Annotated in this window: 18 protein-coding genes; 12 read left to right on the top strand and 6 right to left on the bottom strand. The window is 65.6% G+C overall.

Features of this window, described 5'->3' with window-relative positions; all coding sequences use genetic code 11:
* The first annotated feature begins 94 nt into the window (after positions 1-94).
* The 4 genes from U9J33_RS19585 to U9J33_RS19600 all read left to right on the top strand — a co-directional run bounded on the left by U9J33_RS19585 (position 95) and on the right by U9J33_RS19600 (position 3233).
* A complete protein-coding gene (locus tag U9J33_RS19585; RefSeq protein WP_054435980.1) occupies positions 95-991 on the top strand; it encodes a LysR family transcriptional regulator in 897 nt (298 codons plus the stop codon).
* Between the two features lie 128 nt (positions 992-1119).
* Entirely contained in the window at positions 1120-2097 is a 978-nt protein-coding gene (locus U9J33_RS19590) for an alpha/beta hydrolase (protein ID WP_324699759.1), read from the top strand.
* A gap of 24 nt (positions 2098-2121) precedes the next feature.
* The gene (locus U9J33_RS19595; RefSeq protein ID WP_324699760.1) at positions 2122-2751 is read left to right on the top strand and encodes a pyridoxamine 5'-phosphate oxidase family protein; all 630 of its coding nucleotides are present in this window, start codon (positions 2122-2124) and stop codon (positions 2749-2751) included.
* Complete coding sequence (locus tag U9J33_RS19600; RefSeq protein WP_324699761.1) at positions 2751-3233, top strand: nuclear transport factor 2 family protein; 483 nt, start codon at positions 2751-2753, stop codon at positions 3231-3233. Before U9J33_RS19595 ends, U9J33_RS19600 begins: the two co-directional genes overlap by 1 nt.
* Before the next feature lie 9 nt (positions 3234-3242).
* Here the strand turns inward: U9J33_RS19600 and U9J33_RS19605 are convergent, their stop codons facing one another.
* Complete coding sequence (locus U9J33_RS19605) at positions 3243-3653, bottom strand: hypothetical protein (RefSeq protein WP_324699762.1); 411 nt, start codon at positions 3651-3653, stop codon at positions 3243-3245.
* 271 nt (positions 3654-3924) lie between these two features.
* The gene (locus tag U9J33_RS19610) at positions 3925-4713 is read right to left on the bottom strand and encodes a MipA/OmpV family protein (protein WP_324699763.1); all 789 of its coding nucleotides are present in this window, start codon (positions 4711-4713) and stop codon (positions 3925-3927) included.
* 224 nt (positions 4714-4937) lie between these two features.
* Between U9J33_RS19610 and U9J33_RS19615 the strand changes: the two genes are divergently transcribed.
* From U9J33_RS19615 to U9J33_RS19635, 5 genes are all read left to right on the top strand, one after another.
* Complete coding sequence (locus U9J33_RS19615; protein ID WP_324699764.1) at positions 4938-5504, top strand: RNA polymerase sigma factor; 567 nt, start codon at positions 4938-4940, stop codon at positions 5502-5504.
* A 1-nt stretch (position 5505) separates the two neighbouring features.
* Positions 5506-6453, top strand: coding sequence for a FecR family protein (locus U9J33_RS19620; RefSeq protein WP_324699765.1), 948 nt, complete (start codon positions 5506-5508; stop codon positions 6451-6453).
* The gene (locus tag U9J33_RS19625; RefSeq protein ID WP_324699766.1) at positions 6440-8836 is read left to right on the top strand and encodes a TonB-dependent receptor; all 2397 of its coding nucleotides are present in this window, start codon (positions 6440-6442) and stop codon (positions 8834-8836) included. Before U9J33_RS19620 ends, U9J33_RS19625 begins: the two co-directional genes overlap by 14 nt.
* 86 nt (positions 8837-8922) lie before the next feature.
* Positions 8923-9243 carry a hypothetical protein gene (locus tag U9J33_RS19630; protein WP_054435988.1) on the top strand — a complete coding sequence of 107 codons (321 nt, stop codon included), beginning with the start codon at positions 8923-8925 and terminating at the stop codon, positions 9241-9243.
* Between the two features lie 36 nt (positions 9244-9279).
* Positions 9280-9768, top strand: coding sequence for a cysteine hydrolase family protein (locus U9J33_RS19635; protein WP_132469206.1), 489 nt, complete (start codon positions 9280-9282; stop codon positions 9766-9768).
* 203 nt (positions 9769-9971) lie between these two features.
* Here the strand turns inward: U9J33_RS19635 and U9J33_RS19640 are convergent, their stop codons facing one another.
* From U9J33_RS19640 to U9J33_RS19655, 4 genes are all read right to left on the bottom strand, one after another.
* Complete coding sequence (locus U9J33_RS19640) at positions 9972-10331, bottom strand: hypothetical protein (RefSeq protein WP_185999897.1); 360 nt, start codon at positions 10329-10331, stop codon at positions 9972-9974.
* Positions 10332-10422: 91 nt separating this feature from the next.
* Complete coding sequence (locus U9J33_RS19645) at positions 10423-13218, bottom strand: M14 family metallopeptidase (protein WP_185999898.1); 2796 nt, start codon at positions 13216-13218, stop codon at positions 10423-10425.
* 138 nt (positions 13219-13356) lie between these two features.
* Entirely contained in the window at positions 13357-14634 is a 1278-nt protein-coding gene (locus tag U9J33_RS19650) for a M20/M25/M40 family metallo-hydrolase (protein WP_185999899.1), read from the bottom strand.
* A 15-nt stretch (positions 14635-14649) separates the two neighbouring features.
* Positions 14650-17001: a TonB-dependent receptor gene (locus U9J33_RS19655; RefSeq protein ID WP_185999900.1), complete on the bottom strand. Its 2352-nt coding sequence runs from the start codon at positions 16999-17001 to the stop codon at positions 14650-14652.
* Between the two features lie 328 nt (positions 17002-17329).
* Between U9J33_RS19655 and U9J33_RS19660 the strand changes: the two genes are divergently transcribed.
* The 3 genes from U9J33_RS19660 (at position 17330) to U9J33_RS19670 (ending at position 20916) form a co-directional block, all read left to right on the top strand.
* Positions 17330-17992, top strand: coding sequence for a response regulator (locus U9J33_RS19660; RefSeq protein WP_185999901.1), 663 nt, complete (start codon positions 17330-17332; stop codon positions 17990-17992).
* Positions 17992-19536, top strand: coding sequence for a sensor histidine kinase (locus U9J33_RS19665; RefSeq protein WP_185999902.1), 1545 nt, complete (start codon positions 17992-17994; stop codon positions 19534-19536). The genes U9J33_RS19660 and U9J33_RS19665 overlap by 1 nt, the downstream gene beginning before the upstream one ends.
* Positions 19537-19602: 66 nt before the next feature.
* Entirely contained in the window at positions 19603-20916 is a 1314-nt protein-coding gene (locus U9J33_RS19670; protein ID WP_185999903.1) for a dicarboxylate/amino acid:cation symporter, read from the top strand.
* The last annotated feature ends 25 nt before the right edge of the window (positions 20917-20941 follow it).

Genomic DNA, 20941 nt, shown 5'->3' on the forward strand with positions numbered 1-20941 from the left:
ATCCGGGGGGCGCACCTATCCAGTCTTGCACGCGGCATTGACCGTAAAGGCCATTTCCGCGCAACGTCCTGCTCTTTTCCAAAGGGGGGATGGGTTGGACCGCTGGCAGGCCATGAAGATCTTCGTCAGGGTGGCGGAAGCGGAAAGCTTTGCGGAGGCCGCCCGGCAGTTGCGCATCAGCCCACCCGCGGTCACGCGGGCGATATCCAGCCTGGAAGACCAGATCGGGGTCAGGCTGCTCGCGCGGACGACACGCTCGGTAAAGATGACCGAGGCAGGACGGCGATACTTCGAAGACTGCCGCCGCATCCTTGCCGACATTGCCGATGCCGAAGCCTCCGCCGCCGGTTCGCACGGCAATCCCACGGGCGCGCTCATCGTCACCGGGCCGGTCATGTTCGGGCGGATGCACGTGCTGCCCATCCTGCTCGAATATCTCGACCGCTTTCCAAGCGTGACCGGGCAGACCCTGTTCGTAGACCGCCCGGTGAACATCGTGGAGGAAGGCATCGATGTCGCGATCAGGATCGGCAACCTTCCGGACTCGGGCCTGAGCGCCACGCGGGTCGGTTGGGTCCGCCGGACGATTTGCGGAGCCCCGTCCTATTTCGAAAGGCATGGCGTCCCCCGCTCCCCGGCCGATCTTGCGCATCACCGGGTCATCATGCCGACCGGTGCCTGGGTATCCCCCGAATGGCACTTCGGTGCGGATAGCCGCACCAGCGTCACCGTCCACCCGCGCCTGCTCTGCAACACTAACGAAGCCGCCATTACGGCGGCAGAACAGGGATGGGGAATTACCCGCGTGCTGTCCTACCAGGTCGCTCCGGCACTGGCGGCAGGCCGTTTGCAACCGGTACTCGAAGACCATCTGGAAAGCCCGATCCCCGTTCACGTCGTTCATGCCGCAGGCCGACACGCCACCGCCAAAGTGCGGGCCTTCGTCGATCTCGCAGTCGAGAGACTGCGCAGCAACAGCCTTCTTCTCTGATCCGATTGTTCCGAATCATGAAATAATGACTTCCAAATCCAGCGAATTAACGCGGGTGATCGCAGCAATTACATCTTTCACCAGAGGCTGACGCAGATCGCGCAGCGGCACTGAACAAGGTGGAAGACATGACCAAGCGACTGATCCTTTCCCTGATGCTGGCGACTGCCGGTATCGCCGCGCCGGCAAGCGCGATGGCTGCCCCCACGCGGGATATCGCGGCGACGAGCATCGCGCCGGCAACCGTCCACTACCGCTCGGCGACCATCGACGGGGTGAAGATGGCGTACCGGGAAGCCGGTCCAGCCGATGGACCGGTCGTGCTGTTGCTGCACGGTTTCCCCACCAGCTCGCACATGTTCCGCAACCTCATCCCGCTGCTCGCCGATCGCTACCATGTGATCGCGCCTGACTATCCCGGCTTCGGACAGAGCGATGCGCCCGATCACGAGCAGTTCACCTACAGCTTCGGCCATTACGCCGAGATGGTGGATGCGCTGATGGGGCAGCTCGGTGCGCAGCGCTATGCCATGTACGTCATGGATTATGGCGCGCCGGTCGGCTACCGGCTGGCGATCAAGCATCCCGAGCGGGTCAGCGGGCTGATCATCCAGAACGGCAATGCCTATGACGAAGGGCTCGGCGCCTTCTGGGACCCGATCAAGGCCTATTGGAAGAGCGGATCGGCCAAGGACCGCGCAGCGCAGGCCTGGCTGGTGACGCAGAAAGCGACCATATTCCAGTACACCGACGGCGTCAGCGACCTGTCGCGCATCAGCCCGGACAACTGGGTGCACGACCAGGCCCTGCTCGACCGCCCGGGCAACAAGGATATCCAGCTCGACCTGTTCTACGACTATCGCACCAATGTGCCGCTCTATCCGCAGTTCCAGCAGTTCTTCCGCGAGCGCAAGCCGCCGACGCTGATCGTCTGGGGCAAGAACGACACGATCTTCCCCGAGCCGGGCGCCCATCCCTACTTGCGCGATCTGCCCGAGGCGGAACTCCACCTTTTCGACACCGGGCATTTCGCTCTCGAGGACAAGCTGGACGAGATGGCCCCGCTCATCCGCAACTTCCTCGACCGCAAGGTTGCGCCCCGCTGACCGCCCTCACATCGGAGACACATCATGTCTTACGGATTTCTGGATAAAGCCATGACGCCCAGCGTCCGCGCGGCCCAGGCGGAAATGGGTGCCGACCGGCAGTGGGCCCACTTCGAAGGCGACCGCGAATTCGACCGCTTCACCAGGAACGAGGCCGCCTTCATCGCCGCGCGCGACAGCTTCTACATGGGATCGGTGTCGGAAGACGGCTGGCCCTATGTCCAGCATCGCGGCGGCCCCGCCGGGTTCCTCAAGATGGTGGACGAACGGACGCTGGCATTCGCCGACTATCGCGGCAACCGCCAGTATATCAGCACGGGCAATCTCGCCGCGAACGACCGGGCCTGCCTGATCCTGATGGACTACCCCAGGCGCATGAGACTCAAGATCTACGCGCACGTCGAAAAGCTGTCGCTTGACGCGGATGCGGCGCTGACCGATCTCGTGCTGGACCCCGGCTACAAGGCGCGGCCGGAACGGATTTTCCGGCTGCGGCTGGAAGCGTTCGACTGGAATTGCCCGCAGCACATCACCCCGCGCTTTACCGAACAGGAAATCGAACAGGCGCTGAGGCCGCTGCATGAGCGCATGGCCGAGCTGGAAGCGGAGAATGCCGCCCTGCGCGGCAGGCTCGAAGAGCAAGGAGAAGCATAATGGACGATACCCTCGCACAACCCCGCCCGCCGCTGCCGCCTTTCACGCTCGAAACCGCGACAGAAAAGGTACGCCTTGCCGAAGACGGCTGGACCAGCCGTGACCCCGGCAAGGTCGCGCTGGCTTATACGCCCGACAGCGTGTGGCGCAATCGCGCCGAATTCGTGAACGGCCGCGCGGCCATTGTCGCGTTCCTGGCCCGCAAGTGGCAGCGTGAGCTCGACTATCGGCTCATCAAGGAACTATGGGCCTTTCGCGATAATCGCATCGCCGTGCGCTTCGCCTATGAATGGCATGACGACAGCGGCAACTGGTTCCGGTCCTACGGCAACGAGAATTGGGAGTTCGGCGAAGGCGGGCTGATGCAAAAGCGCTTCGCCTGCATCAACGACGCTCCGATCTCCGAGGCCGACCGCCGGTTCCGCTGGCCGCTCGGCAGGCGGCCGGATGAACACATGAGCCTTGCCGAACTCGGCATGTGACCCGTTTTCCTAGCGGCACGTCACATTGCCGCGGTCCAGCTCCCTGCCCAGCAATGCACCGCCGCCCGCAGCGGCCAGCGATTCAAGCGTCCGGCCGCCGGCCAGCTTGGCGAGGATCGCACCGCCCACGGCGCCCACGACCAGACCCGTAGTGCCATCACTGCGGCGGCAGTAGGCGCGGCCGTCACGGCCCCTGAACACGGTATCGCGGCGCGAGAGGCGGCGTTCGCCGGTCTTCACCGGGGCATAGGCCCTGGACGGCTCCCAGTCGCGGCGATCGCCGTGCCAACCGCGATCAAGGTTCTCCGTGCGGCCGTGCCGGGCATCATCCTGCGGGTTCCAGCCCTGCGCCTGCGCGCCGGGCGCTGCGAAACCCAGTCCGAGCATGGCGGCGCACGAAAGGATCTTGAATCGGTTCATCGCATAATCCTGAAAATCGAAGCGCCGGGGTGAAGGTGCACGAGCGGGCCGCGCGAGCACGGCCCTCTCCGTTGCGAACCGTCCAGACCTTCCGGGCGGACCTTGGTCCGCTGCGACCCGGAAGGCTCGGTGGTGGAGCGGGGAGCAAGGCCTCGGACTATCGCTGACGTGCTCATGCACCTTCACCCCAGAGACACCGCCGGAGAGCTTCATCCTCACGGAAAAATCCATACCCCCCGACTTTTTCCGCGAGCCGGGGAGCGGACGGGGTTCAATTCCGGCCGAAACGATAGGTCAGAGAGAAGAAGCCGGACGGCTGGGTTCGATGCGCCACCAGCGGGCTGTCCTTCGCGTCACCCAGCAGCGTGACGAGCCCGCCCGAAGCGCTGGCGGCAATGCGATCGGTCAATCGATAGATCACGGTGACCGTCGCGGCGGCATCCTTGAAACCGCTGCCGGCGCGATAGGCCTCGACCCCGGAAGCCTGGGACTCACGCTCGGTGATGCCGAAATAGCGGTCGTTGTGCTTGCGATCGCCCCAAGTGGTGACGACTGCCGGGATCACGGCCACCCGCCGGGACAGGTTCACGGGATAGGCCAGGCTGGCATCGGCAACGACGCCGCGAGTGCCGCCCACGAAACCCTGGGTTCCGCCCAGCGTGGCGACGAAACCGCCTGCCCTGACCCTGGCGAAGATCCTCGCCCCCGCGCCGTAATCCACCCCGCGCACGCCCTCCGGCACATCGCGCCGCCGATAGCCGGGCATCATCGCGATGCTGGCCCCGATGCTGACGTCCCGCGTTTCGATCGCCGTGGCGCCGATCCCGTCCCTGAGGTTCGCGAAGAAGCGGCCGGAGGCGATGTCGAGAGCCGGCAGCGGCAGCACGCGGTACTTGTCGGCCCCCTGATAGACCGGCACCACGGCAGCGCCCATCCCGACGATGATGTGATCGGCGCTGTAGGGCGGCGGGCTTTCGTTATCCTGCGCCAGCACGGGCACGGCCGACAGGGCCGCGGAAAGGCCGGCGGCCAGGCCGAGTGAACGGATTTCCAGAATCATCAGAGACTTCCATCATGAACTTGCGACAAACGTGTTCGGGCGTGCCGTTTCGGCGGTCCCTTGACTTAGATGCCGCGCCCTTGGCATTCCTCACCGGAAAGTTCCTTCCCCGGCGAGGGCATGGCCCCTGCACGCATTACGGGATGATTGGAAAACGGTTGTGGGGCAATCTGCGCGGCGCTAGGCTCGTCGCCATTGAGCCTCCGGGAACGACCCACGACATCATGGAAAACAACGGTCTGATCGAGGCCTTTCTGGCCTTTCGGGCCGCCCTGATGCGTCATCTCGCGATCCAGGGGGCCACGCCCGACGAGGCGGAGGATATCCTTCAGGACATAAGCCTCAAGATATCCGACCGGCAACCTGACGGCGTGGAACAGCCCAGGGCCTACCTCTACAGGATGGTCCAGAACCACTTCATCCTGCATCGGCGCAGCGCCGGCCGCAGGGCGCGCCGGGACGAGGCGTGGGTCGGCGCGAATACCGGCGATCCGCCCGAGATCGACGAGACGCCCTCGGTCGAGACCAGGATGATCGCCCGCGAACAACTGGCCATGCTCCAGGCAACGCTGGACCGCCTGCCCGAACGCACGCGGACGATCTTCCGCCGCTTTCGCATAGATGGCGTCCCCCAACGCCACATCGCGGCCGAAACCGGGATCAGCGTCAGCGCCGTCGAGAAGCATCTGGCGCGCGCCTATGAAGCCATCGCCGCAAAAAGACGCCGCATGGATGAGGCGGCGGCAGGGCCACGGCATCTCAGGAACGAGGAGACCCTTCGTGGAAAGTGAGATGGACGAAACGGTTCGGCAAAAGGCGATCGCATGGTTCGTCCGTCTGAAGGATGGCGGCGACGACGATTGGTTCGCGTTCGAAGCCTGGCTTGCCGAAGACTCGGCCCATGTCGCCGCGTTTCACCGGATCGAGGATATCGATCTGGACCTCGATCCGGTGATAGGCGACGTCGATTTCCAGGAAGCGGCGAACGACGACGACGAGCCGCCCGTTGCCTCTCCCTCGCGCCGCCGGTGGCTGGTGGGCGGCGCCATCGCCGCAGCCCTGGTACTCTCCCTGACCATGGCGCCGCGGCTGACCTCGGACCGGTACGACGTCTATTCCCGGCCTGGCGAAATCCGGGTCGTCACGCTGGATGCGGGCACGCGCGTCACGCTCAATGGCGACAGCCGGATGACGTTCGACAGGAAGGATGCCCGCTTTGCGGCCCTGGCCTCGGGCGAAGCCCTTTTCGAGGTTCGCCACGATCCTGCCCGTCCGTTCCGGCTGGAAGTGGGCGGCAAGATCGTCGAGGACGCGGGGACGGTGTTCAACGTCGCCTACGAGAAAGATGCGATCCGGGTGGCGGTGGCGGAAGGCAAGGTCGTCTACGACCCCGGTTCGGCGCAGACGGCTCTCGGCGCCGGGGAAGCCCTCGAAGCGACTGGCGGACAAGGGAAAATCACCGTATCCCCGGCCGACAGCGCCGTGATCGGTACCTGGCGAAAGGGGCAGCTGACCTATTCCGGCGCCCCGCTCTCGCTCATCGCCGGCGATCTTTCCCGTGCGCTGGGGGTGAAGATCCGGGCCGATGCCTCGGTCGCGTCGCGCCCCTATTTCGGCACCATCGCCGTGCGGCGCGGCGATCCTTCGCAGCTCGGCGATCTCATGACGGCGCTCGATGTCGTCGCCGTGCCCGAAGGAAACGGCAAGGTAATGAAACCCAGGGGCGATGATCGACGCTAGAAGCCGCCGCATTCACCTTGCGGCGGCCCTCCTTGCCGCAGGCGCCCCGGCCCCGGGCAAGGCCGAGACTTTCCGGGTTCCGGCAGGGCCATTGGAAGATGTGATGGCCGCGCTGGGGCAGCAGGCCGGGGCGACGGTGATCCTCGCCGATCGCGACCTTGCCCGCGTCCGCTCGCCGGGTGTGGACGCCAGCCTGCCCCTGCCTGCCGCGCTCAGGCGGGCCCTGCGGGGAACCGGCGGCGAGGCCGTGTTCATCGCCCCCCGGACCGTGCGGATCACGAAAGGCAGGATGCCCGAAGCGGCCAAGCCGCCCGCCTCAACGGTCGCACCCGAACCTGCCGGAAACGACGACCCGGAGCCGCCGCAAGACATCCTCGTCACCGCCAGCAAACAGGGCATGTCGCTTGGCACCTACCCCGGATCGGTGAAGGTCGTACGGATAGACGGCGGCTGGTTCTCCTCACAGGCGGCCGACGGCAGTTCCGCGATCACCCGGATGACCCCGCTGCTCGGTTCGACCAACCTCGGCAACGGGCGAAACAAGCTGTTCATTCGCGGAATCGCCGACAGCAGCTTCAGCGGCCCGACCCAGGCGACGACGGGCGAATACCTTGGCGACGTGCGGCTGACCTACAATGGCCCCGACCCCGACCTCAACCTCTACGACATGCAGAAGTTCGAGGTGCTCGTCGGCCCGCAGGGCACGCTTTACGGGCCAAGCGCGCTGGGCGGCATCCTCCGCCTCGTTCCGAACGCCCCCGACATGGCCGACCTTTACGGCAGCGCGAGCATGGGGATAGGCGCCACCCGGCACGGCGCGGCCAGCACCGATGCGGCAGGGATGATCAATGTCCCGCTGAACGACCATGCGGCGGTGCGCTGGGTGGTATTCGCGGGGCGCGCCGGCGGCTATATCGATGCGCCGACACAGGGCCGGAACAATATCAACGACACCGCCAGCTACGGGCAACGGCTCACCGCACGCTTCGAGAACGTCGGGGCATGGACCATCGAGGTCGGCAACGTGTTCCAGAACTTCCAAAGCGGCGACGGGCAATACGTGCTCCGGCAGGACCCGCCGTTCACCCGCTCGGGATCGGTGCCCCAGCCGTTCCGGAACAATTACCGCCTGCTGTTCGTCACCGCACGCCGCCCGATCGGCAATGCCGAACTGACCACGGTGACTTCGCTGGCACGGCAGGACCTCTCGACCGTTTTCGATGCGACGGGCTATGTCGGCGCGCCTGCGGTGACACGGCTGGGCGAGGAGCAGCAGGTAACGCTGATCTCCCACGAGACACGCCTTGCCGGGGGCGGTTCCCGTTCTCCCTGGATCGCGGGCCTGGCGATGACGCGGAGCGCGAACCGCCGGTCACTGGCCATCGGCGGCGCGGATAGCTGGGACCGGAGCGCCGGGCTGCAGGACGACCAGTTCGAAGGCGCGATCTTCGCACAAGCCTCGTATCCCCTGCTGCCTTCGCTCACGGCAACCGCGGGCTCGCGGCTGACGATCGCACGCAGCAGCCGCAGGGGGATCAACGTCGAGCCGGAGGCCGGGGAAATAGGCGGCAGCACCGGCACGACGCAAAGGTTCTCGGGCACCCTGGGGCTGGTGTGGGAGGCCGGTCCGGCACTTTCGATATTCGCCGATTATCGCCACGGATATCGCCCCGGGGGCTTCGGCTTCACATTGCAGAACAACGGCACCGACGATGCCGTGCTGACGAAGAGGTATCTTCCCGACGATCTCAGGATGTTCGAACTCGGGTTCCGGTGGGGCCAATACGACGGTAGCCCCTTGCGTCTGGAAGCCACCCTGTTTTCCGTTGACTGGCACAACATCCAGGCGGACCTCGTGGGGCCATATGCGATCCCCTACACGACGAACATCGGCAGGGGCCTGGTGCACGGGCTCGATGTCGAACTGGCGGTTCGGCCGGTTTCCTCGATCACCCTGAGCGCCTCCGCCTTCCTGAACCGAAGCCGCCTGCGCGAACCGGCCGGCGGGTTCGCCACAAACGGTATCGACGCGCAGGCCTCGCTCCCCAATGTGCCCAGCCGGGGCGGCCGTATCTCGGCCTCATGGGAAACGACCTGGGGATCGCGGACCGGGCTGAGGCTGGAAGCGGCGTTCCGCTACGTCGGCCCCTCGCGGCTTGGCGTCGGCTCCTACCTCGACATTCCCCAGGGCGATTATCTGGCCGGCGACCTTGCCGCACGCCTTGACCACGACAGGCTGGGCCTGTCGCTGACGATCGCCAACGTCACGGATTCGCACGGCAACACCTTCAGTTATGGCAACCCGTTCGGCGTCGGGCAACGAGACCAGATCACGCCGCTGCGCCCCCGCACGATCAGGATCGGAATGACCCGCGCGTTCTAGGCTTACGACCTCGGCGGCGTGGACGAGTTCCGCTTCGCCCGATTAGCGTGATGGTGTTCGGCCGTAACCATGCTAGAGGCCTCGAAATGCTTCACAACAACAGGCTTGCCGGTTCGGTCATCGTTGACGGGCTTCAATATGACTGGGAACTCCGACGCGAGCCGCAGTGGAGCGATTTCGACGGCTGGAGGGGCATGACCGTGTCCCTGCTACAGAAGAACACCCAGCGCGGCGCACTGCTGGAATTTCCGCCGCCGAAGCGCCTTCTCAAAGGCCTGCAACGGGGTCGTCTCCAGATCAGCGACGCGATCGTCACACGGGGAATCCGCGCTGCCCTGATGGCCGGATGGGAGCCGGAATCCCGAGGAAAACCGATGGTCTTCGTGGTCGACGCCGACGGGAACTAGGGTAGCTTTTTTGCGCGGCGCCCGTTAATCCGGTTCATGGAACAGGCCCTTCTCGTCATCGACATACAGCCAAGCTTCAACCCGCCCCAATGGCTGGTCGAAGGCGCAGCGCAACTCGCGCGCACCATGCGCTCCGTAGCGACGGTCGAGCGGCATGACGAAACCGTCACGCCGTTCTGGAAACAGTTGGGATGGAAACCGGCGCCCGATGATCAATCGCTGGTCGAAACCGGCAGACTATTCGTAAAGCACGGCTACTCGCCGCCGCCGGAACTGATCCGCCATCTGAAAGACGAAGGGGTCGAGCGCGTGCTGGTGTGCGGCATCCAGGCGGATACCTGCTGCCTTGCCGCGGGCTTCATGTTGTTCGACGCCGGCCTGCATCCCACGATGCTGAAGTGGCTGACGGTCGGATCCTCGCTGGACCGGTCCGCCGCGCTGGGAGCCCGGCTTTGGCGGCACCACTTCGGCCAAGGCTCGGTACTGGAATCGCCACAGGAACTCGAAGCCCTGATGCACGGCTAGCGCCGCGCGGCCCGCCATTGCCGGATGGTCATGCCGTTTCCTGAGGACCGGCGATTCCTGAATGGCAATATGGGCCATCGCGGGGTCGGCGTGGAGCCGTGCCCCGGATCACGTCCCGGGTGCCGGTGTACTTCTATATCTCGTTGATATCATAGAATTTTTCCTGAGCGGTGCAGCAGGTTTTTCATCCCCCTGGGCAGCGATCACTGATAGCGCAGGGTCTTCTCGAAACCCTCGTTGGCCTTGGTCATCCTGGCCAGCTTTCGCAGTTGCCCGCGAACATGCCGCTCGAACCGGGCATCGTCGTAGATGCCAGTGACCCGGTACTCGTCCTGAGCGATCAGTTCCTTCAGCCGCTGCGCGAACGCGGCCTGCTCGTTCGTGCAATCCGCCCCCTTCAGGGCACGGCAGACCCATTCCTCGGCAGCAGCCTTGTCATAGTCGTCCTGCGCCTCGTAGCCGCGCCTGTCCGCCGCAGCCTGATCCAGCTTCGAAGCCTCGAACCGGCGCTCCAGCCATTTGCGGACCCGTTCGCCATCCCATGCCTTCGACGGACTGTTCATCATATTCTCCAAACCTCGCCCGCCATAGCGCAAACCGATGGCACAAGCGAAGCCCGCAAGCCGCAAATCCGCATGAACTGCGCGGCCGGGGTCAGTTCCCCGGAACCGGCCCAGCATCGCTGCCCGACAGCAGCACGCCATTGAACAGGAACTTGAAGGTTGCGAAAGGCTGACCTCGCTGGGTCACTTCCGGGCCCATCAGGAAGACCCGCCCCTTGCCGAGCCCGGCCTCGACGATGCCCGCCCCGCCGTTGAGCAGCTTCTGGCCCCAGGCCCAGCCGGAAACGAGCGGGTCGTCCTTGTCGAACCAGCTCACCTTGCGCACGGCGGGCCCGTCGGCGCGGAACACCGGGTTGTTGTTATAGAAGAGGTTGACCGTGGGCGCGACACCGAAGGCCAGAGGATCGCCGCTGTCGACTTGCGCGCTCAGGATCGATCCCGGGACGTAGAACGTATTGGCGGACACCCTCTTCGGCTTGCCGTCGCTCCCGCGCGGGGCAAGCAGGTTCGTGACGGGAACGCCGATCTGCTCGCCCATGCGCGTGGCATTGCCTACCGCGATGACGGTGCCGCCCGCCCTTGCGAAAGTGGCGACTTGCGGGAAGGTCTTCTCCGGCGTGATCGTGCCGAGCATCTTGCGATAGGCTGTCGGGATGGTTTCGGCATCGGGCTGCGGGCGCACGGGACCTTCCTCCCGGCCGAGCACGTCGCTCTGGAAGACGAGCACATCGTATTTCGCTTTCAGCCCACCCTTGTCGAGCGCCTGTGGGTAGACCAGCTCGTAAGGGAATTCGTACTGCTCGAAAATCCAGCGCGTCCAGCCCGAGGCCATCGAGCCGCCGTATATATCGACGAGCCCGATCTTCACCGGCCTGATCGCAACCGCCTCTCCCCCTGGCCTGGCCGCGACGGCATGGGCATCGAGCCCGAGCGGGGCGACAGCGGCGGAGACGATGGCCTTCGCGCCGGCCGATGCGGGAATCCACAAGGCACCCGGGGCGAGCGTCTGCCCGTCCACGCTCAGGCCCTCCTTCATCCAGAACACCGGCAACCCTGCCTTCAGCAGACGATTGGTGAGCGTGAAGCTGTTGTTCACCCCGTGATCGACGATCCAGCCCGCCCCGCCCGAGCCCAGCACCCGGCCCGGTGGCGGTGCGGCGATCTCTTCCGGCACGAGCGGGAACGCGGGCGGCGGCGCATCCAGCACGCGATCGAACGCGACGTTCATCTGCAGGGCCAGGGTATAGCCGGTGATGTCATAGGGCTTGATCGGCGGGCCGCCGGCATAGGCGAAGTCCTGCGGATGGTCCTGCGGCTCGAACATGTCGAGCACATGCGGACGGAACGCCTGATCGCTGCGCACGACATAGCTGCCCGCAGGATAGCTCCTGCCCTCGAAGGTGAAGGCGGACGGCGCCTGCTGCACCTCGATCCCGGTCTTGATGAGCGCATTGAGGAAACGCACCGTCGTCGGCATGTCCTGCTGCCGGTCCGCCGGTATGATGTAGGCGCGCGGCGCGCGTTTGTCGGGGGCGTTGAGCACGGTCTTGTAAAGGCTGGCAGGCACGACCTTCTCATTGCCCCAGCCATAGCTGCCGATCTCGTCCGCCCCCGGCGGCGGCATCGTCCTGGCTGCTTCCCGTACTGCATCCAGCCGCCGGGGGGTGACGACCCAACTGTCGGTGCTGCCCTTGGCGATCTGGTTCCGGCCCATGACATAGCGGTTGTACTGGATCGTCTCCCGATAGCGCGAGGCATAGTCGAGTATCGCCCGGTCCATCTCCTTCACGTAGTCCAGCGATTGCTGGAAGTGCCAGTCCTGCGGGGCGATCGGCAGAACCTCGTCCTGCCTTGGCAACTGGTTTTCGGGAACCAGCGGGATCTTCATCGGGGTGGGATTGCCGATGATCTCGGTCAGGATGCCGATCTGGTTGTGGAAGTAGCCGATGGTGCGGATGCCGCCGTTGAACCAGGTCGAATAGGGCGCGGCGGAACGCATCGCCGAGCCGCCCATGCCCTTCGCCACCAACCGCGCATGCATCATCTGGCCGACCACGTCGGTCTGGTTGATGACCAGCGGCTCGTTGTTGAAGTTGTAGGGATCGCGGAACGGCGGAATGAACACCACCGCGCCCAGCGGGCCTGTCTGGTGCTGGTTGTAGAGGATCTGCGGGAACCACTCGCGATAGCCGGCGCGGTTCATGTTGGTCGTCTCGGGCTGGGTCGAGGCGAAGCTGTCGCGGTTGTTATCGTGGCCGATATACTTCTGGTAAAGCACCGGGATCGAGTCCGTCGTCAGCTTGTGCGGATCGGCCATGTACCAGTCGGCGACGAGCTCCAGCCCGTCGGGGTTGGCAAAGACGAACAGCATGATGTCGTCGCCCAGCAGGCGCAGCGTCTCGGGATCGTTGCGCGTCAGCATCTCGTGGATGATCTGGACATGGCTCTGCGCGTTGACGATCTCGCTGGCGTGGAGCCCGGCGTCCATCCACACCATCGCTTTGCCCTCTGCGGCAAGCGTCTTCGCCGCTTCGTCGTCAAGGCCCTTGGCCAGCGCCAGCTGCTGCGCGATGCGGCGGTACTTGTCGAGATTGCGGATGTTGTCCGGCGCGGAAACGACCGCCATGTACTGCTCGCGCCCCTCGGCAGTCTTGCCAATGGATACAAGCTTGATGCGATCGCTTTCCCGGGCGACCTGCATGAGCCAGGCGGAAATCCTGGTGTAGTCGGCCAGGAAGTAGTCGGCGCCCACCGTTCCGCCCACGACTTTCTCGGGCGCGGTGACGGCAGCACTCGTCGGCGGCGCATCCTGAGCCAGAACCGGCCCCGAAAGCACGAGCGGGAGCGAAAGACACGTGGCGGCAAGCAACAGGTTGCGACGGGACATGGCGTTACTCCGGATCGGTGAGCAGGCAAGGGGCGGCGGCGCTTCGAGAAGCGCGGCCCGAGCGGGTTTCGAAATCTGCGCGAATGAGGGAAAAAGCCGGGGCGGGCCTCTGGAAAAGGCCCGCCCCGTCAGGATGGGTCAGCGTGCTTCGGCGAGGGCCAGGACCGTTGCCAGACCGACCGCCATGTTCTTCAGGTCCTCGGGCGGGTTCATCTTCATGCCCTCCTCCAGCGAGTGGGCGCGGAAAGTCTCGAACCCGGAACCGAGCGTCACCGCCTCGATCCCCATGCTCATCGGGATGTTGCTGTCCGTTGACCCGGCGCCGTATCGCGGCTCCACCCCCGAACCCCGGGCGACGGCAGCGGCGATCTTCACGATCCGGGCGTCCTGCGCGGTGGTACCGACCGGGCGGTCCCCGATCAGCTTGGCGTCATAGGATATCTTGCCCTTCGCAACCGAGCGCGCGGCATTCTCCGCATCCACTGCAGGCTGCAACAAGGCCAGGAACTGCTTTTCCTCCGCATCCAGTTCAGGTTTTCCGTTGGATCGCATGTCGATGGTCATGGCGGTGGCGAAGGGGATCGAGTTGACCGAAGTGCCGCCCTCCAGGATGCCGACGTTGTAGACGGTCTTGGGCTCCACCGGCGCCTTGATCTTGCCGAACGCGACCATGGCATTGGCCATCGCGAAGGCTGGGCTGACGATCCCGAAGTCCCCCATCGAATGCCCGCCGGGACCGTTGAACGTCACCTTGTAGCGGCGCGACCCGGTGCCGGCATTGGTGATACGGCCGGGTTCGCCCGGCTCGAACGAGATGAAGTACTTGATCCTGTCCTTGTACTTGCCCTTCTGGAAAAGATAGCGCGATCCGCGCAGGTCGCCGGGCCCTTCCTCGCCCACGTTGCCCATGAACAGGATGTCGGCCCTGGTGGCGTAGTCGGCGTGCTTCATCGCGCGAATGAAGGCGAGCAGGACCGGCAGGCTGGAAGTATCGTCGCCGATACCGGGTGCGTAAAGACCATTGCCCTCGCGCCGCACTTTCACGTTCGTGCCGCCGGGGAACACGGTATCGAGATGCGCGGTGACGACGATCAGCGGACCGCCACCCGTCCCCTTGCGCAAACCCATGACATTCCCGACCTCGTCACGCTCCACGTCGGCCAGGCCCTCGGCCTTGAGCATCGCCATGTAGGCGGCGCCGCGCGCGTCCTCCTTGAACGGCGGCGCTTCGATCTCGGTCAGGGTAATGATGTCCTGGATGATCCTGTCGTAGTCGGCCTCGAGCGAGGCCCTGGCCTTGGCGAATTTCGCCCCGCCGAGCAGCGTGGCGGCAGCCTTGTCCTCCGCGGTGGCCGCGTGAGCCCCCGGTGTGGCCAGCGCGAGCGCGGCAGTTGCCGCCAGCAATGTGATACGCATCCCAAGTCCCCTGGATTAGAAGTTGCTGTATATCGTCGCGCCCATCGTGCGCGGTGCGGTGGTCGCCCAGTAGTCGGGCACGCCCGACGCGCTGGAGATCGTGTTCACGCCGATCTTGTCGAACAGGTTGCGCACATAGAGGAACATGCCCAGCCGGTCGTTCTGCACGCCGACGCGCAGGTTCACCATCGAATATTTCCCGAACTCCCGGTAGAGCGCATTGGTAGGCCGGATCTGCGAGGTCATCTTGCCGGTATAGGTCCAGTCGGCGCGCAGCAGCCCCGTGAAGTCGTTGAAGGCCGGGAAGCTGTATTCGGCGCCGGCGCTGGCCGTGGTGCGCGGGATCAGCGGCAGGATATCGCCCTTCCGGCCCGCGGCCGTCACCTCGGCACTGATCTGGTCGGCGGTCAGGCGCGGCTTGAGATAATGGAACGCGGCATTGAGGTAGAGGCCGGCGAACGGCGTTGCGCTCGCTTCCACCTCGACGCCTTCGATGCGTGCCGAACCGACGTTGCCGATATAGGAGAAGTTGCCGTACGTCGCCTGGACCGAGGTTTGCAGGTTATTCCAGTCGATCCGGTAACCGTCGATATTGAAGGTCAGCCTGCGACCGAACCACTGGGTCTTGAAGCCCGCCTCGTAGTTCCACAGGGAATCCGCCGCGTAAGTCTGCGCCGATTCCGGGATGCCCGGCGTCAGGTTCGCGCCGCCGGGGCGGAACCCCTGCGAAGCGGTAGCGTATAACATGATGTCCGGCGTGATCTTCAGGTCGACGTTGAACTTCTTGATAAGGCCATTGGCGTCGGCAGTAACTTCCCGATAGGCGCTGGGCGCCTGGCCGTTGAAGTAGTTGTAGCCCAGGTTCTCGCCGCCAACGGTCTTCTTGTAGTCGTAATATCGCAGGCCCGCCGTCACCGTCAGCGGCTCGAAGATCCGGTAGCTGATTTCGCCATAGACGGCGGACTGCTTCACTTCGTCCGTCACATAGCGCGAGCCGAGATCGACGACCGGCTGCTGCGGCTCGCCCGTGGCGGGGATGCCCGCGAACACCAGCGTGTCGACGCGGTCGTTGCGGTCCTCCCGGAACAGGCCGACGGTATAGCTGAACGGCCCCTTCCCGCTGGAGCTGAGCCGCAGCTCATTCACGAAGTTGCGCACGAAACGCGGCTGGTAATTGCCGATCGGCTGCTGTGCGGCCGCCCAGTTCTGGTAGTCCTGCCGTAGCTGCGCCGATGTCAGCCCGCCGGCATCGGCCGCGCATGTGCCGGAGCTGGTCGTCGCCCCGGCGCTCGTGCCTTGCAGCAGCGAGCCGGCGTATGTGTTCTGGAACAGGCCGCAGTAGCGGTTGGAAGCGGCGATGCTGGCATAGTTGTCCGAATTGTCGTTGGTCTGCCGCACATCCCAGCGATAGAACGAATTGTTCAGCGCCAGGGTGCCCACAGGCGTTTCCCACTTCGTTTCCAGCGCATAGAGCTGCAACTTGTCGTAAGCCGGCGAAGCCACCTTCTGCGCCGAGATGAACGCGCCCTCCGAGGGTGCCCACTGCGAAGTCCCGCCGAACTTCTGCGTTTGCAGGATCGTCATGAAGTTCATGCTCAGGTTGCCGGTGGGCTGGAAGCCCAACTGGAAACGCCCGCCTTCGAGCACCGAGCGGTTGAGGTCCTTGCGGCCGATCGTCGGATCGTCGACATAGCCCGGATTCTGCTGGCGATAGAGCACCAGCCGTGCGGCCAGCACGTCGTTCACGATAGGTACGTTGACCGCGCCTTTCAGCGAATAGCCGAACTCGCCGTGCTCTACCGCTTCGGCTCCCATCTCGGCAGCGCCCTCGTACTTGGCGAGATCGGGCTTCTTGAAGATCACCCGCAGCGTCCCGCCCATCGAACCCGACCCGTAAAGCGTTCCCTGCGGCCCGCGCAGCACCTCCACCCGCTCCACGTCGAAGAGGTTGAGGTTGGGCGTTACGCCCGAAGGATCGGAACTGGTGCCCGACGGTCCGGTCAGCGGCGTCTCGCCATAGTAGAGGCCGACCGTGCTTTCGCCGGCAGTCTGGATGCCGCGGATCGAGATGCGCGTGCGGCCGGATTCGCCGGCGATGAGGTTGAGACCGGGAACCTGTCGCACAATGTCGGCAATGCCGGTGGCGCCGAGGTTCTGAAGCGACTTTTCCGATAGCGCGGTGATGGCGATCGGAGTGTCCTGCACGCGCGAGGCGCGGCGCAGGGCGGTGACGACGATATCGCCCACCCCTTCGGGCGCAGCCTGCTGGGGCGCCGCGGCATCCGCCCCCCGCGCCTTGGCAACACCCGGCAGCGCCAAGGCGGAAACAGATAGGAAAAATGCAGCGCGACCGTAGTGAGTGGCCATGATTGCCCCCTGTTGCAGCCGATCCATGCCCCGCCCGCGCCGTCGCCGGTAATGGGCGATCTTCTGCGCGGAACGGACTGGATCCGGTTCGTTGTCGAGGTTTCCCCTCCCGACACAGGGAAGCTGACGGCACCCACCTGTCACGAAGCTGTCATTGCATGCTGCGCTGCAAAAAGAATCTTGCCCATCGCGACAGGTTGATGACAGGTTCGGTTCACAGAGTGCCGAATCAAACGGAAGAAAGTTGCGCCGGATCAGGGCCGGCGCCCATGACAACAAGACGGCCAACCGGAAGAGGATGCTGCAACTCGTACGAGGGAGTGAGTTGTTGCGTATATTGATCGTGGAAGACGACGAGCGTCTGGCGCGTGGGATGGATGCCTCGATGAGTGCGGCGGGATTTGTCGTCGACGTTGTCGGCAGCGGCGAGGAAGCGCTCGATGTGCTGGCCGCCGAAACCTACAACGCGACCATCCTCGACCTCGGCCTGCCGGACCTGGACGGGCTGGAGGTGCTCCAGTCGCTGCGGCGAAGCGGCAATGCCACGCCGGTCCTCATCCTCACCGCGCGCGACGCCGTGAGCGACCGCATCGCCGGGCTGGACCGGGGCGCGGACGATTATCTGTCCAAGCCGTTCCATCCGCGCGAACTGGAATCGCGCCTTCGCGCGCTGATCCGGCGCAGCCAGGGCACGGCGGACCCGGTGCTGCGCGTCGGCGGCCTCAGCCTCGACCGTTCGACCCGCGTGGTCGAACTCAGGAGCGCCGTGGTGGACCTGCGGCGGCGCGAACTGGCCGTCCTGGAAACCCTGATGGGCCGCCCCGGCAAGGTCGTCACCAAGCAGCGGCTCAATTCCGAGGTATTCAACTTCGCCGATGCGGTCGCGCCCAACGCACTGGAAGTCTACGTGGGCCGTCTGCGCCGCAAGCTCATGCCGGACGGCCCGACCATTCGCACGATCCGCGGCCTCGGCTACATGTTGGAGGCCTGATGGCCTCTCTGCGATCCCGTCTCACCGCAGCGGTCATGGTGCCGCTGCTGGCTCTGGCGGTGACCTTCGGCGGCATAACCTGCTGGATGATCCAGCGTTCCGGGGCGATGACCTCCGATCGCATCCTCGTCGGTTCGGTACGCGTCCTCAGCCGGGCCACCGATGCAGACGATACCTTGCGCGATCGGTTGCTGCCGCTTGCGGTCCATCTGCTGCAACGCCGCTCCGCCCCCGTCACTCACTACAGCATCTGGGACGGCGACCGGCTGCTTGCCGGGGAACGCGACCTGGCGCCCCCGCCTCAGTACGATACCCGCACCGGCAGCACGACCAGACGCCTGCCCGCCGCCAGCTTCCCGCGCACGTACCGCAATACCCCGCTTACCGGCGGCTATGTCGACCCGCGCGATGCCGGCGGCGTGATCCAGCCCGCCTACCTTCGTGACGGCCGCCTGCGCGACAAGCCCGTACGCATCGCCACCGAAATCCGCCGCCTCCACCGCAACGGTCGCGCGGTGGTGGTTCAGGTGGCCGACTTCGTGGACGATCGCTGGGCCTACCAGCAGACCTACTTCTTGCGCGTGCTGGGCGCGGGCGTGCTGATCGCGATGACGGCGGTGCTGCTGTTCTACTGGGCGATCACATGGGGGCTCAGGCCCTTCGCCTCACTTGCCGGGCAGATCGAGACCGCGCGCCGCGAACCACCGCCGCAGTTCCGGCTCAGGCTGGAGGAGAACGCCCCGCGCGAAGCCCGTTTGCTGGCGAATTCGTTCAACGCCCTCCTTGCCCGCACCGAGCGCGCCGTGGATTCGCTGCGCCAGTTCACTGCCAATGCCTCGCACCAGATGCGCACCCCGCTCGCGGTGGTCCGCATCCATCTCGACGTGCTGGAACGCTACGGCCCCGGTTCGCCGCGCGGGGCGACCGCGCTTCAGGATATCGGCAATGCCGTGCTTTCGCTGGAGCGCCTGCTGATGCAGCTCATCGCGCTTGCCCGCACCGAGGAACAGGGCATTGCCGAGGACGCGAGCTTCGATCTTGCCGCCGTCGCCGCCGATCTCGTCGCGGCCCGGGTCGCGCAGCCGGGAGCAGCCAGTCTCGACATCGGCTTCGAGGGGGCTGATGACGGCCCTCTCCGCGCAGCCGGCCATCCCGTGCTCGCGGCCGAGATGATCGGCAACCTGCTGGACAACGCCGTGCGCTACAACCGCCCCGACGGCACCGTTACCGTGCGCGTGCTGCGCCGCGCGGGGCGCGCCCGCGTCGAGGTGGAGGACGATGGCCCCGGCATTGCCCGGCAGGACCGGGAGCGCGTGTTCGAACGCTTCTATCGCGCGCCGACAGAGAACGGGGCGACCGGCAGCGGCCTTGGCCTTTCCATCGTGCGCGCCCTTGCGGAGCGCATGGGCGCGCATGTCCAGCTTGAACCGGGAGCGGGCGGACGCGGCGTACTGGCGAGCATAGACTTCGCGCGCGCGCCGGCATCCGCAGCCACCGAAATCGAACAGGAAGCGCAACACTTCGCCCTCGCGACAGCTTGCTGACAGGGTTTTCGCTCCAGCATCAGCGCCATGAGCCAAGCGCTTCCGGGCGCGGCAACAGGATCACCGATGTCCGCAAAACCTCCTTCGATCAACCCGATGATCGAGACAGCCAACCCGTCCCTCCCGCCCTCCGGCACCCGGCCGCGCAGCCGGTTCAAACCGCATCTGCAGGTGTGGCTGCTGGGCGGCTTCCTCCTCGGCATGGGCGGCGGCACGCTGGCCGGGCTGTTCGCCGGAGATTCGCCCGCCACGGCGCTGCTGATGCACTGGTTCGTCAGGCCGGTGGAGCAGGCGTTCCTTTTCGCGCTGTTCCTGCTGATCGTGCCGCTGCTCGTATCCGCGATCGTCAGCGGCATAGCGCGAATCCGCAACATGGCGGGAATGCGGCAACTGCTGGTGTCGACGCTGGCGCACATGCTGGCCGCGTCCGTCGCCGCCGCGCTCATCGGGCTGGCCATGGCCAACCTCTTTCGCCCGGGCGACGTGGTGCCCGCCGAGATCGGCCAGCAACTTCTGGCGGCAAGCCATGCCCCCGCTTCGCCGGGCATGATCGACACGCTGTTCTCCTACGCCGCGGTCGAGCGGCCCATAAAGATCGTCATCATCGCATCGGTACTGGCCGGCATGGTCCTGACCTTCCTGCGCACGCGGCGGACCGGCCACGTTCTGGCGACCAGCGAGCGGGTGTTCGATGCCGGTATGCACGTGCTCGCCCATGTGGCGCGGCTCGCGCCCGTTGCGGTCACCTGCTTCATGTTCGACCTGACGCTCGTGTTCGGCTGGCATTTGCTGCTGTACCTCAGCGCCTATGTTGCGGTGGTGGTGGCGGCACTCCTGCTGCAGATCGCGCTGACATTCTTCGCCGTGGTCTGGATGCGCGGCGAAGTGACGCCGCTGGCGTTCCTGCGCGGCGTGCAGGAGCCAGCCGTCATCGCCTTCTGCACATCCTCCTCCAACGCCACCCTGCCGAGCGCGCTGCGGGCCGCCGAACTTGACTTGCGCCTGCCCCCGCGCGTTGCCCGGCTGGTGCTGGGCACCGGAACCATCGCGAACCAGGGCGGCACCGCGATCTACACGGCCGTGACGGTCCTTTTCATCGCCCAGTTCTTCGGCATGGACCTTTCGCTCGGACGGCAGGGCCTTGTACTGGTGGTCGCCGCCCTGGCGGGCATGGGCACGATCGGCGTCCCTGCCGGCTCGCTGCCGACCGTCGCCGCCGTCCTCGCGCTCACCGGCCTCCCGGCAGAAGGCATCGGCCTTGTCATCGGAGTGGACCGGCTGCTCGACATGTTCCGCACGATGGTCAACGTGGTGGGAGACATCGCCATCGCCACCGCAGTGTCGCACGACCGGCGCAAGCGCAGCCTGCCGAAGATGTAGCAGACTGGCGCGTTCTTGTGTTAAC

Origin of the sequence: Novosphingobium sp. RL4 (assembly GCF_035658495.1) — a bacterium.
GTDB lineage: Bacteria > Pseudomonadota > Alphaproteobacteria > Sphingomonadales > Sphingomonadaceae > Novosphingobium.